This window comes from Halolamina sp., from assembly GCF_036626355.1.
Lineage (GTDB): Archaea > Halobacteriota > Halobacteria > Halobacteriales > Haloferacaceae > Halolamina.
The window spans coordinates 1-12,236 of record NZ_JAZKRY010000083.1; the positions used below are offsets into that span (position 1 = coordinate 1).

At 65.2% G+C, this 12,236-nt stretch carries 17 protein-coding genes; 10 read left to right on the forward strand and 7 right to left on the reverse strand.

Annotated elements, in window-relative coordinates; genetic code table 11:
• Window positions 1-209: 209 nt before the first annotated feature.
• Complete coding sequence (locus V5A38_RS12180; protein ID WP_332326034.1) at window positions 210-389, reverse strand: hypothetical protein; 180 nt, start codon at window positions 387-389, stop codon at window positions 210-212.
• 83 nt (window positions 390-472) lie between these two features.
• Between V5A38_RS12180 and eif1A the strand changes: the two genes are divergently transcribed.
• The 3 genes from eif1A to rio1 all read left to right on the forward strand — a co-directional run bounded on the left by eif1A (window position 473) and on the right by rio1 (window position 2,373).
• Window positions 473-760, forward strand: coding sequence for a translation initiation factor eIF-1A (gene eif1A, locus V5A38_RS12185; RefSeq protein WP_332326035.1), 288 nt, complete (start codon window positions 473-475; stop codon window positions 758-760).
• Between the two features lie 57 nt (window positions 761-817).
• Complete coding sequence (locus tag V5A38_RS12190; RefSeq protein WP_332326036.1) at window positions 818-1,384, forward strand: hypothetical protein; 567 nt, start codon at window positions 818-820, stop codon at window positions 1,382-1,384.
• 95 nt (window positions 1,385-1,479) lie between these two features.
• Window positions 1,480-2,373: a serine/threonine-protein kinase Rio1 gene (gene rio1 / locus V5A38_RS12195; protein WP_332326037.1), complete on the forward strand. Its 894-nt coding sequence runs from the start codon at window positions 1,480-1,482 to the stop codon at window positions 2,371-2,373.
• Here the strand turns inward: rio1 and V5A38_RS12200 are convergent, their stop codons facing one another.
• The 3 genes from V5A38_RS12200 to V5A38_RS12210 are packed head-to-tail and all read right to left on the reverse strand — an operon-like array spanning window position 2,374 to window position 4,059.
• Complete coding sequence (locus V5A38_RS12200) at window positions 2,374-2,664, reverse strand: hypothetical protein (protein ID WP_332326038.1); 291 nt, start codon at window positions 2,662-2,664, stop codon at window positions 2,374-2,376.
• Between the two features lie 37 nt (window positions 2,665-2,701).
• A complete protein-coding gene (locus V5A38_RS12205; RefSeq protein WP_332326039.1) occupies window positions 2,702-3,673 on the reverse strand; it encodes a permease in 972 nt (323 codons plus the stop codon).
• Between the two features lie 2 nt (window positions 3,674-3,675).
• Entirely contained in the window at window positions 3,676-4,059 is a 384-nt protein-coding gene (locus tag V5A38_RS12210) for a metalloregulator ArsR/SmtB family transcription factor (RefSeq protein WP_332326040.1), read from the reverse strand.
• Between the two features lie 172 nt (window positions 4,060-4,231).
• Between V5A38_RS12210 and V5A38_RS12215 the strand changes: the two genes are divergently transcribed.
• The 4 genes from V5A38_RS12215 (at window position 4,232) to V5A38_RS12230 (ending at window position 6,484) form a co-directional block, all read left to right on the forward strand.
• Window positions 4,232-4,633: a hypothetical protein gene (locus V5A38_RS12215; protein ID WP_332326041.1), complete on the forward strand. Its 402-nt coding sequence runs from the start codon at window positions 4,232-4,234 to the stop codon at window positions 4,631-4,633.
• A gap of 90 nt (window positions 4,634-4,723) precedes the next feature.
• Window positions 4,724-5,266: a KH domain-containing protein gene (locus tag V5A38_RS12220; RefSeq protein ID WP_332326042.1), complete on the forward strand. Its 543-nt coding sequence runs from the start codon at window positions 4,724-4,726 to the stop codon at window positions 5,264-5,266.
• Between the two features lie 117 nt (window positions 5,267-5,383).
• Window positions 5,384-6,082, forward strand: coding sequence for a V-type ATP synthase subunit D (locus V5A38_RS12225; protein WP_332326043.1), 699 nt, complete (start codon window positions 5,384-5,386; stop codon window positions 6,080-6,082).
• 3 nt (window positions 6,083-6,085) lie between these two features.
• Window positions 6,086-6,484 carry a DUF6276 family protein gene (locus V5A38_RS12230; protein WP_332326044.1) on the forward strand — a complete coding sequence of 133 codons (399 nt, stop codon included), beginning with the start codon at window positions 6,086-6,088 and terminating at the stop codon, window positions 6,482-6,484.
• A 56-nt stretch (window positions 6,485-6,540) separates the two neighbouring features.
• Here the strand turns inward: V5A38_RS12230 and V5A38_RS12235 are convergent, their stop codons facing one another.
• Both V5A38_RS12235 and prf1 read right to left on the reverse strand, forming a co-directional pair.
• Window positions 6,541-6,720 carry a hypothetical protein gene (locus tag V5A38_RS12235; RefSeq protein WP_332326045.1) on the reverse strand — a complete coding sequence of 60 codons (180 nt, stop codon included), beginning with the start codon at window positions 6,718-6,720 and terminating at the stop codon, window positions 6,541-6,543.
• Between the two features lie 140 nt (window positions 6,721-6,860).
• Window positions 6,861-8,111, reverse strand: a complete 1,251-nt coding sequence (gene prf1, locus V5A38_RS12240) for a peptide chain release factor aRF-1 (protein ID WP_332326046.1) — start codon at window positions 8,109-8,111, stop codon at window positions 6,861-6,863.
• A 609-nt stretch (window positions 8,112-8,720) separates the two neighbouring features.
• Here prf1 and V5A38_RS12245 point away from each other — a divergent pair.
• The 3 genes from V5A38_RS12245 to V5A38_RS12255 all read left to right on the forward strand — a co-directional run bounded on the left by V5A38_RS12245 (window position 8,721) and on the right by V5A38_RS12255 (window position 11,274).
• On the forward strand, window positions 8,721-9,485 hold the full coding sequence (locus tag V5A38_RS12245; protein WP_332326047.1) for a fumarylacetoacetate hydrolase family protein: 765 nt from the start codon (window positions 8,721-8,723) through the stop codon (window positions 9,483-9,485).
• Window positions 9,486-9,596: 111 nt separating this feature from the next.
• On the forward strand, window positions 9,597-10,133 hold the full coding sequence (locus tag V5A38_RS12250; protein WP_332326048.1) for a hypothetical protein: 537 nt from the start codon (window positions 9,597-9,599) through the stop codon (window positions 10,131-10,133).
• Between the two features lie 157 nt (window positions 10,134-10,290).
• A complete protein-coding gene (locus V5A38_RS12255; protein ID WP_332326049.1) occupies window positions 10,291-11,274 on the forward strand; it encodes an aldo/keto reductase in 984 nt (327 codons plus the stop codon).
• A 171-nt stretch (window positions 11,275-11,445) separates the two neighbouring features.
• On the opposite strand, the gene argS is transcribed toward V5A38_RS12255, so the two are convergent.
• Window positions 11,446-12,236 (reverse strand): arginine--tRNA ligase (argS, locus tag V5A38_RS12260; RefSeq protein WP_332326050.1); only part of this gene is annotated, 791 nt, incomplete at its 5' end.

A 12,236-nucleotide genomic window follows, 5' to 3' on the forward strand; every position in this document is an offset into this window, starting at 1 on the left:
CAACGAGGCAGTGTTGGATTCCGTGGATCTGGAGACGCTCGAAAGCCACTCCTACAACGCGTGAGCAGCCGACGAACATGAGATCGTGCGATCATACACCATAACTTCGACTGCTCCCGCTTCGGTGTTCATCCTCAGTAGTGTGATGACCGTTCTATGACACCCTGACTACTGCTCTGCCGTAACTGTGTGAGAGCGAGTGCCCCTTTTTACACCATCCCGAACTGCCGCATCACGTTCCCGATGAGCGCACGCACGAGCAGTCCCAGCCCCGCAAGCACGAACGCCAGGCCGGCGGCGATGATGAGGTTCTCCCACGCGATGAGCAGTATGCCCGCGAGCAGCACGACCAGGCCGGCGACGCCACCGATTCCGAGTCTCTCGAACATAGCCGAAGGCGACGGCGCGTCGGGAAAACACCGGCGGTCGACTCCCCCAGCGTTTAACTCCGGTACCCGCATACTGTCGTTCAATGGCCGACGAGAGTGAGGGTCCGGAAGGCGTTCGGATGCCCGACGAGGACGAGCAGTTCGCCGAGGTCGTCGAGATGCTCGGTGCGAACCGCATCCGCGTGCGCTGCGCCGACGGCACCGAACGCACCGCCCGCATCCCCGGCCGCATGCGCAAGCGCGAGTGGATCCGGGACGGTGATCTCGTGCTCGTGAGCCCGTGGGACTGGCAGGACGAGAAAGCTGACGTGGAACACCGGTATGAGAGTTCCGAGGCTGAGAAGCTCCGAGAGGGCGGCTACGTCAGCTGACGCGAGACGTCCCGATGGCGCAAGGTATTTGACACCATGGCCGACCAGTACCAACTGATGAGCGACTGGTCAGGACTGCTACCGGCGTTCACGTTCGCGGAGAGCGTCGGCCTCGCCGTTCCGGTCGCACTGTCTGCGTGGCTGCTCCAGCGCTGGACCGGTGGCTGCTTCGGACAGAGCGTCCGGCGTTCGTTCGTCGGATGGCTCAGCGTCCACAGCCTTGGCGCCGCAGCCCTCTGGTGGGCTGGTCTCAGCGCCCCAGCGGCCGGGACGGTGTTCGTTGCCGGCTTCCTCTCGGCGCTCCTGCTGGGCGTGTTGCCGCTCGCAGTGGGCCAGCGGCTGCTCCAGCGCCGTGGTGCCCCCTCCGGAACCGGGCTCCGCTACACGACGCACGGCTGGCCGCTCGCGCTCGCCATCGCCTGGGCGACGTTTTTCGCGCCGTCGCTGTTCCGGCCCGGAACCCTCGGACAAACTCACGTGCTCGCGCTCGGCGGACCGCAGTTCTGTCTGCTCGGCTTCTGTGGCGTCGACGTGCTCTCGGCCGTGACGGTCGCACTGCTCGCCGGAGTCGTGGTGCTCTGTCCGGGGCCGTTCGGGCTGATGGTGGCGGAGCGAAGCGGGTGAGACGGATACGTTCGGTCGCTGTCGACTGCGGCGCCACTGGGATGACAACCTGTGCAGGCCACCCTTTTACGCCGTCACCACTTACAAAGGAGTAGATGAGTGAGGATTACGGCTTTCTCGACGAAGAGGACGTCGAGATTGCCGGCGACGAGTTCGAGGAAATCGACGTCGCCGACACCGATGTCGACACTACAGCCCGCCGACAGGACCGGGAGTTCGACGAGTTCCGCAAGCGGCTGAAGGACGTCGAACGACTGAAAGTCGAGCAGGGCGCCTTCGACGACGCCACGCTGGCGGCGCTGTACAAACTCGTCCAGGACGGCCACGTGCAGGCGTTCGGCGGCCCGCTCTCGACGGGGAAGGAAGCCAACGTCTACGAGGCTCGCGGGAAGGCTGGCAACGTCGCGGTGAAGATCTACCGGATCAACGCCACTGACTTCCGGCAGATGAAGGAGTATCTCGCCGGCGACCCGCGGTTCGAAGGAATCGGTAACAACAAACAGGACACCGTCCTCGCGTGGACCCGCAAGGAGTTCGCCAACCTCTCCCGTGCCGGAAAGGCCGGCGTGCGGGTGCCCAAACCAATTGCCGTCCAGCGGAACGTGCTGGTGATGGAGCTCGTCGGCCAGGCCGAGGAGCGCCGCGCCCCCCGACTCGCCGAGGTGGACGTGGAGAACCCCGAACAGGCCTACGAGGTCGTCCGGGAGTACATGCGCCGGCTCTACGCTGCCGGCCTCGTCCACGGCGACCTCTCGGAGTACAACATGATCGTCCACGAGGGCGAACTGGTGATCATCGACATGGGGCAGGCCGTCACCGTCCACCACCCCAACGCACAGGAGTTCCTCGAACGGGACTGTGAGAACGTCGCGGCGTTTTTCACCCGCCAGGGGATTGCGGTGACCGGCGACGAACTCGAAGCCTACGTCACCGAGACGGCCCTCGAGGACGTCGGGCTCGGCGAAGCGGACGAAACGACCGACGAGTAATCAGCACGGTCCGTCGGCAGACGGCCGGACGACACAGAGCTGAAGGTCGTCAGTGACGTCGAGCACGAACCCGCCGCACTCGGTGAGACAGCGCACCAGCGGGGCGGCTTTTCTCGTGCCGACGACCAGGCCAACAGTACCGGTGACCACGGCAGCGCCGGCCAGTGGGTTGGTTGCAGACCACAGCAGCAGCATCGTCGTCGCCAGCAGCGCGTAACAGATGGCGAGGCTCTGCCAACTGGTCCCGGTCGGTACTTCGACGTATCGTGAATCGCGGGGGGCTCTGTACATTTGGTGAGTTTCGGATGGTGTGTTCGGATAGCGATACTCAGACGAAGACGGCGTTGAACAGCACGCCGAGGGTCGCCCCAATGGCAACGACCGTTCCCGCGTAAACCAGCAGGAGCCGTCGTTCGAACAGTTTGGTGAGCAGAACGAGGTTCGGGATACTCACGCCCGCTCCGCCGATGACGAACGCCAGCACCGTCCCGACGGGGACGCCCTGTTCGCTGAGCGACGCGGCGATTGGCAACATCCCGCTCATACTGACGTAGATGGGGGCGCCCGCGAGCGCGGCAAGCGGCACCGCCAGCGGGTTTTCGGGGCCGAGTACACGCTGTACAACCGCGACTGGGACGACGCCGTGGATGAGCGCCCCGACAGTCATGCCGACCAGCAGATACGGTAGCGTGTCGACGAAGAACGACCACGCGCCGCGTGCAGCCGTGCCGACCCGTGTCCGATGACTCCGCTGGACGGGTGTCGAGCAGCTACTACCGCACTCGACGGTGCCGCCGTCAGTGGCGACGCCCGCCGCGGCGGCGTCGGTCCCGCCGGTCAGCCCCTGGACGTCCTTGACGTGGTCGCCGAGCCCCAACCGACCGATTGCGATACCGCCGCCGACCGCCGCTGTGAACGTCGTGACGACGTACACGGCGGTCAGCTTGAGGCCGAACACGCCCAGCAGGAGGATGACGGCGATCTCGTTGACCAGCGGCGACGCCAGCAGGAACGAGAACGCCAGGCCGAGCGGTGCGCCGGCCTGCAGGAGGCCAGCCAGGGCCGGGACTGTCGAGCACGAGCAGAACGGGGTGACCGCGCCGAAGCCGGCCGCGAGGACGTTCCCGGCGCCCTCGTCGTGGCCACGGAGTTTCCGCTCGACGGCCTCTGGCGGGAGGTACTCCTCGGCGAGCCCGACCAGGAAGGAGCCGCCGATGAACAGCGGCACCAGCACCACCGCGAGGTGGACGAAGAAGCGCCACGACTCGCGGAGCGCGGGTTCGGTAGCTGCCGGAAGCACGCTTACTCCCACGTGTCGATAGCCGCCGCCATGTCCAGGAGCTCGAACGTCGCGGTGTCGGCGATGCGGTAGTAGGTCCATTTGCCGCTCTTCCGGGAGCTGACCAGGCCGGCGTCTTTCAACGTCCGGAGGTGGGTGGCGACCGTGGACTGTGGCGCGTGGAGCACGGCCTGAAGCTCACAGACACAGAGTTCGCCGTCACGGAGCGCCCCCAGGATGCGGAGGCGCTTCTCGTTGGCGAGCGCTTTGAACACGGTTCCCTGGGTCGCCACCTCGCCGGGATCGGGGGCCTGTTCGCCGAGGTCGACGATGCGCTCCTCGGCGTCGTCGTAGAGGCTGTCGAGCGAGCAACACGCGTCATCGGGGACTGAGTTCGGAGTATCCATATTGGAGTTTCTCGATTTGAGTTCTGGGCGTTGGACGAATCGGGTGTTTTCGAATCGTTGTTTTTCTGGCGGTCGATTGTAGCCTCTTCACTCTACTACCTGAACCGTCAGGTGTGAGACGGTGGCTTTTCCGGCTACATTCATATTGTATATTCTCGATTTACAAATAGCTATGGGTTATCTCTCCCTCGGGAACAACACGGTGGGGTTCCTGCCGCTCGTGCCCGTGCCTGAGACGGACCTGGCCGCCGATGAATCAACCAACACGTCCAACCCCCCCTCACAGCCTTCTAGGGCGATGATTAGAGACACCAAGACCGACCAGGGGTTCGATTCGACAGCGGCGTTCGCCCTGCTCGGCGACAGTACCCGCGTCGTCGGCGCCGTCGACGAGGGGACGTACGCCGAGGGCGACACCATCGAGCCGGTGGGAATCGGCGTCGACTCCCCCGAGCGCCTTCGGCTTCCAGCCGGGCGCCGTTGCCGGCCGAGAGCCCGAGGAGCTCCCCCGGCTGCTCACGGCACACATGGAGACGCTGTTCGACCGGCTTCGGGTAGTCGGGGCGAGCCGTGAGACGGCTTGAGAGCCCGGCTCGACAGCGTGGAGCTTCGCATGGCGGTCGCCGAGACGAACCCTTACAACCCTGCAGCGGCTAAGTCACGTATGCAACACGTAACGGTTCCACAGGACCGTATCGGCGTCCTCATCGGTTCCGGGGGCGAAACGATGCGGGAGATCGAGGACCGCGCCGACGTCCGCCTCGATATCGACTCCGAGGACGGCTCGGTCGGTATCGAGACCGTCGGCGACCCGCTCGCCGCCATGGATGCGCCCGACATCGTGAAGGCCATCGGTCGCGGCTTCAAGCCCGAGGCAGCCCTCTCACTGCTGGAGAGCGATATGCGGCGGTTCGACCTGATCGACCTCTCGGAACAGACGCGGAACAGGAACGACCTCCAGCGCCAGAAAGGCCGAATCATCGGCGAAGACGGCCGGACCCGCGAGCTGATGGAACAGCTGAGCGGCGCCGACGTCGTCGTCTACGGCTCGACCGTCGGCATCATCGGCGAACCGGAGGAGGTCGACGTGGTGCGGCGTGCGGTCGGGATGATTCTCGACGGCGCTCCCCACGGCTCGGTCTACTCGTTCCTCGAGCGAAAGCACAACCAGATGAAGCAGGGCTGGGACGTCCGCAAACAGACGTAAGGCGCTGTCTTTCGTTCTGCTCAGAGTCACCGAGCGGCAGCGCCGTCTCCAGCGATGACCAGTGCGCGCCGAAACTAACAACTATTAACCCCCTCCGGCAGGTATTTGCCCGCAAGAATGGCCGAGGACGTCAAACCGACGCGGAAGAACCTCATGGCGATCGAGGACCGTATCGATCTCTCCGAGCGGGGCCACGACACCCTCGAACAGAAGCGCGACGGCCTCATCATGGAGTTCATGGATATCCTGGACCAGGCCCAGGACATCCGCGAGGAAGTGGACGCCGACTACGAGCGCGCCCAGCAGAAACTCGACATGGCCCGTGCAATGGAGGGCGACGTGGCCGTGCGCGGCGCCGCCGCGGCGCTGAAAGAACACCCCGAGATCACGACCCAGTCCAAGAACATCATGGGCGTGGTCGTCCCGCAGATCGAGTCCTCGAAAGTCCGGAAACCGCTCGACGAGCGGGGCTACGGGCTGATCGGTTCCTCGGCACGCATCGACGAGACCGCCGACGCCTACGAGGAGCTCATCGACTCCATCATCCTCGCCGCCGAGGTCGAAACGGCGATGAAGAAGATGCTGGAGGAGATCGAGACCACCAAGCGCCGCGTGAACGCCCTGGAGTTCAAGCTTCTGCCGGAGCTCTACGAGAACCAGGAGTACATCGAGCAGAAACTCGAGGAGCAGGAGCGCGAGGAGATCTTCCGCCTGAAGAAGATCAAGGCCAAGAAGGAAGCCGAGGAGAAAGCGGAGGCCGCCGAGAAGGCCGCCGAAGAGGCCGAAGACACCGAGCAGCCGGTCAGCGCTGACTGACGGATGCCCTGCCCGGACTGTGGCGCACCGGTCGTCGCGTTCACGGTCCCCGAGTCGCTGCGAGAGTACGCCCCCGCCGACGACGCTGTTCTCTGTACCCGCTGTCTCCGGACAGCCCCCTGGACTGACGACCAGCCCCAGCCGGTGTCGCCGGACGACGCCGAGTTCTCTGCCGTCGACGAGACGTTCCCGAGCGGCCGCGCCGGCGTCGCGTTCGCGCTCGCGCTCGGAAAACTCGGCTCGCTGGCACTGGAGCGATCGGCCATCGAGGCGCTCTGTGAGACTGCAGAGCGGGAAGGCTCCGACGTCTGGCTGGCGCTGGACAGGCTGAGTCGCGCGGAGAACCTCGAACCGCATTTCGATATCGCCCGGCGCACCGAGCAGCTATCGTCGTTCCGGTAGGTCGACCCTGCACCGGGAGCCGGGCCGTTAGGGAGGACACTCCTCCATTTGTGTTGTCAGTCACGCCGACCCTCGTCGTCGATGCCGATAATCTCGGAGGGTTTCGGGTCGATACCCTCGTGATAGCTCCGGAGTGCGAGCTTCGTCCCGACGTAGCTCGCCGCAACCATGACGGCGAACAACAGTGGTCCCCAGAACAGTACTGTCGTGATAGTGATTACGGCGAATCGGTTCATCGACGGTGTCGAAAGCCGCCGGTTCAGGGGCTCCCATCACCGACACGGATGGTCACGGCGGGACAGACTCGCAGTAATCACTATGAGGAGGCTCATACCGTCACGGTTGCCGCAGATCGAGAAAACGGTGGCAGCTGGCGTTAGACGCCCGTCTCGTAGCGCAGGATGCCCGCGATGCCGCCGAACGCGTTGAGCAGCTGTTCACCCTTCTCGAAGTCGGTGCTGATGAACTTCGTGTCGGTGCCCCGCTGGTCGGCGATGGCCATCAGATGCTCGACCACGTCCTCGCGCTCCGTGGCCTCCGCCGGCTCGCCACATTCCGCGCACTCGTGGCTCGGGGTGGTGTGGCGGCGCTCGACGGTCTCGTACTCGGTGTGGCCGTTGGGGCACTCGAAGACAACCACGTCGTCAGAGAGGTCCTCGGAGAGCAGCAGGCGGTCGACCGACCCCATGATGAGGTTCTCGCGGGTCGGTCCCAGCCCGTAGGTCGCCTGGTTCCCGGTGTGGAGGTTCTTGAAGAACTCCTCCATCTGGTTCTTGTCTTCGACGAGCTCCTGGTCGGCCAGCGCCTCCTGTCCCTTGTCGACGAGATCGTAGAGCCCCGACTCGTCGGTGTAGGCGATGTCGAACTTCCCGAGCACCTTGTCCTGGAGCTCGTGGTGGAGATAGTCGCCGTCGAGGAACTCGTCCTTGGTCGGCGACGGCCCGCCCACGAGGATGCCGTCGAGTTCGTGGCGCCTGGGCACCATCAGGTCGTCGGCCATCTCCGCGACCTCCTGGTAGAAGTTATCGATGGCCTCCAGGCGCAGTCGGGCGAATCGCTGTGCGGACTGACCCCCCTTTCGCTGCTTCCCGGGGACGAGCGAGGACGCTGATTTGACCGGCTCGACGCGTTTGCCTTTCAGCCAGCCGACGTTGGCTTCCCGGCGGTCGAGCACGACGAGGCCGTAGAGCCCCGAATCGGCCATCATATGTTCCAGCGGCTCGATGAGGAAGTCCGAGTCGCAGTGGTAACGGAACGACTCGACGGGGTTGGGCGGCGACTCCAGTGTCCGGGTGATCATCTCCGTCTGGCCGCCGCCGGCGTCGATGGCGCCCGAGAAGATGACCATCCCGTTCTCCGGCGGGTAGGTGTCGTAGTAGCGCAGTCGATCCTTGATACTCGTCAGCGCGTCCTGTACGTTGGTCCGGGTCTGCTTGGACTTGATGTTGGCCGCCTCCGAGTGCTCCTGCGTGACGTGGGCGACCACGTCAGAGACCTGGCGGTCCTCCGGAATGTAGATCGTGACGAGCTGCGTTCCTGATCCTTCGAAATCCTCCAGCTCCTGGAGCACCTTGCGGAACTCGTACTTCCGCCGGTCCTCGCTGGTCTCTTGGGCGTCAGTGCTCATTACGAGAAGATAGGCGCTAACGCGTGTAAGTACCTGTTGACTGTCGGAGGGGCCGGTGTGTCCGGGTTTCGGCCGTCCCACCAGTTCCGCGAGGTAGCGGCCGGCGACCCGGGGAGCTCGATGGCTGGTTACGGGAAATTCTACCTAACGTGATCCGTTTGCGTTGGCTTACCAAAGCCACATGGCTCGAGTCGCTGTTGTCGCCAGCTCGGGGGTGAGTTGGGAAACCGACGACGACAGCGCACCGCTCGGCCAGGCTCGCGACGGGACAGTACCACCTCGCAGCGGTAGACGGCGACATCGGCGTGGCGAATCTGGACGATCAATTCGGCGTCACGCCGGCTGAGGCGACGCTCCGCGACGTGCTCGCGTCCGGCGCGAGCGTCGAGGCCGGCGTCGAGTCCGGGCACAGCCAGGCGGAGGCCGCCTTCGAGGACAGCCCGCAGACTGCGCCGACGGAGGAGGCCGAACCCGAGGAGAGTCGGGGGAAAACGGATTCCCCGGCCGGGTGTTCACCTGTAGGCGGATTCAGTTTTCGCCGCAGATTACGGTTGGTGGCAGTGGGAGCGCAGCCCCAATCTGTAAGTAAGCGCTGTCCGAACACGAGCCATGGCTGTCCCCGCCGAGTTGGGCGAGCGGCTCTACCGAGCGTATGTCGACCGAGAGCCGGTCGACCCGGCATCGCTCCCGACCGAACTAACTGTCGAGGAAGGGTACGCTGCCCAAGAGACGTTCGTGGAGCGACGGGTTCCCGACGAGGGAGCGCCGGTCGGCTACAAGGTCGGCTTCACCAGCGAGGCCGTTCGGTCGGACCTCGGCGTCGATTCCCCGGCGTCCGGGCGTGTCCTCGCCGACACCGTTCGCGAGAACCGGCGCTTCGACACGAGCGACCTCATCGAACCGCGGGTTGAACCGGAGATCGCCTTCCTGCTCGGCAAGGAGCTCACCCCGCCGGCGAGTCGCCTCGACGTTCTCGCCGCGGTTCGACTCATCGTCCCCGTCGTCGAAGTCGTCGACAGCAGAATCCGCGAGTGGGACGTGACAGCCCCCACGGCCATCGCCGACAACACGCTCGCCGGCAGGGTGCTCATCGGCGACCGGACGACGACGGGTAACGTCGATCTCGGCCGCGAAGGCGTCGAACTGCTCGTCGACGGCGAGCGGCGGGCGACCGGCACTGGCACAGCGGTGCTCGGCCATCCTGCCGACGCCGTTGTGTGGCTCGCCGAAGCGCTCGCCGACAACGGCGAGACGCTCCACGCGGGGGAGTTCGTCACAACCGGGTCGATCACCGAACCGATTCCGGTCGCCGCGGGTGAGACGGTCGTTGCCAGGTTCTCGTCACTGGGGAGCGTCGTCGCACACGCCGAGTGAACCGCCTGTCGATTCGGAACCGGCCCGACCGACGGCGAACGCGGAGTGCAACACTCAGGCAGGTGTTTGACTCTTCGCTGTGTTTTTCGTTGGCTCCCGTGCATGTCGACCATGGAGAACTCTACACGCCGCCGCCTCCTACAGACTGCAGGCGCCCTTCCAGCCGTATCCCTCACGGGGTGTGCAGCACCGTTCGAGTGGCCCCAGACTGCCACCTCGACGCCAGCGTACGAGCAACTCCCGCAGACCGCCGTCTACACCGCCGACGACGTCGGGATTCGGCTCCCAGAGAGCGTCCAGCGCGTAGCGGCTCCGACGAACGCCGACCTCATCGTGTTGCACGGCAACCCCGCGGTCGAGGCCGAGCAGGCGGTCACGTGGCTGGCTGAGGAGCGTGCTGTGGCCCTGCTCGGGGACCGAGCCCAGGAGACGTGGCTCGACTGGGCGAGGAGTGAGGCGTATCGTGAGACGTTCGGGAGCGGCGAACTGGCCGCAGGCGACCCACCACCGCACTTGCTGGTCGCAGCAGCGTCGGGTAGCGACATGTCGACATACCGATATTCGTGGAGTGACCAACCGAGCAACGGCGACATCGTCCGCACGCTGGACGATGCGATGGTCGAAATCGCCAACGGGACGCCCGCGTAACAGGGACCCCTGTCGCAGTTGGCGCGACACATTATGGCACAGGTTCGGTGTCCAGGGTTAGCCGTCTCCGCCTCGCTCACTGCTGTATTCGGTAGTTTATCCGACCGATATTGCCGCGATACACAATATTACATTGTCACTTACGACGACTTCAACTATGGAGTACACCACACTCGGCTCGACCGGGATGTCCGTCAGTCGAATCGCTCTGGGTACGATGAACTTCGGTTACGACAGCGAGGGGTGGCGACTCGACGAGGACGAGAGCACGGAGATCCTCGAACGGGCGCTCGACCTCGGAATCAACTTCTTCGACACGGCCAACGTCTATCGAGACGGGGAGAGCGAATCGGTCATCGGCGACGTGATCTCGGAGTACGACCGTGAGTCGCTGGTACTCGCGACGAAGGTCCACGGCTCGATGGACGACGAGAACCCCAACGCACAGGGGCTCTCGCGCAAGGCCATCGAGCAGGAACTCTCGGCCTCCCTCGACCGGTTGGGTGTCGACACGGTCGACCTGTACCAGATCCACCGCTGGGACGAGGACACCCCGATCGAGGAGACGCTTCGCACCCTCGACGACGCGGTCCGGCGCAACCAGGTGCGGTACGTCGGTGCCTCGTCGATGTGGGCCCACCAGTTCGCCGACGCGCTCCACACGAGCGACCGACTCGGCCTCGAGCGGTTCGTGTCGATGCAAAACCACTACAACCCTGCCTATCGGGAAGAAGAGCGGGAGATGCTGCCACTCTGCGAGAAAGAGGGCATCGGCGTCATTCCGTGGAGCCCGCTGGCACGAGGCTATCTCACACGCCCCCACGACGAGTTCGAGACGACGACCCGCGGCAGCGAAGAGGCCGAGACGCGCCAGGACAGACACGAAGTCTACCGCGCCAATGGCGGCGAGGAGATCAACCGACGCATGGAGGAGCTCGCCGACGAGTACGGCGTGACGATGGCCCAGCTGACCATCGCGTGGCACCTCCACAGGGACCCCGTCACGGCGCCCATCGTCGGCGTTTCGAGCGTCGAGCATCTCGAAGAGGCCGCCGAAGCCACCGAGATCTCGCTCTCCGACTCCGACCGCGAGTATATCGAGGAACCGTACGACCCAGTGCCGGTCGTCGGCCACGACTAACGCCTTGGCGGAAAGCGGGTCGCGAGTGGTCACACACAGTCACGGCGTAGCTTCCGTGGTCGCCGGACGGAGCCGGCGACAGGTCACGGGCCGTGACTGGTCACACACAGTCACGGCGTAGCTTCCGTGGTCGCCGGACGGAGCCGGCGACAGGTCACGGGCCGTGACTGGTCACATCGTCGTCGGCGCCTCGACCCCCAGCACGTCGAGTGCGTTCCCGACCGCGTGCCGCGCGGCGTCGACGAGCGCCAGGCGAGCGGCCTGAACCGCCGGGTCCTCGGCGGTGAGCACCGGGCACTCGCGGTAGAACGCGTTGAAGCGGTCGGCGAACTCCCGCGTGTAGGTGGCGACGCGGTGGGGTTCGTGTTTCTCGGCGGCCTCCTCGATAACCGCGGGGAGCCGCGCAATCGTTCGCAGCAGTTCGCGTTCTTCAGGCGCGGTGAGCACGTCGGGGTCGACCGCCTCGGGAACGGATTCACCATCGAGAATCCCGCAACAGCGGGCGTGGACGTACTGGACGTACGGCGCCGACTGGGCCTCGAAGTCGAGCGCGCGCTCCCACTCGAAGGTGATGGCCTTGCTGGGCTGTTTGGAGACGATGTCGTAGCGCACGGCGCCGATACCAACCTGTCGGGCGATACGGTCCACGTCCTCGTCGGTAAGTTCGTCCTGACGGATGCGGTCACCCATACGTGATTCGACCTCCTCACGGGCCCGGGCGACAGCTTCGTCGAGCAGGTCGTCGATGTCGATACCCGTGCCCGCGCGGGTGCTCATCCCCTCGCCGCCGGGGAGGTTCACCCAGGAGTAGAACGTGGAGGTGAGCTTGGACGTGTCGTTGCCCAGCAGGTCCAGCGCCGCCTCGAGCTGGCGGGCGTGGAGCTTCTGGTCCTCGCCGAGCACGGTGACCGCGCGGTCGAAGTTCTCGAACTTCCACTCGTGGTGGGCCAGGTCGCGGGTCG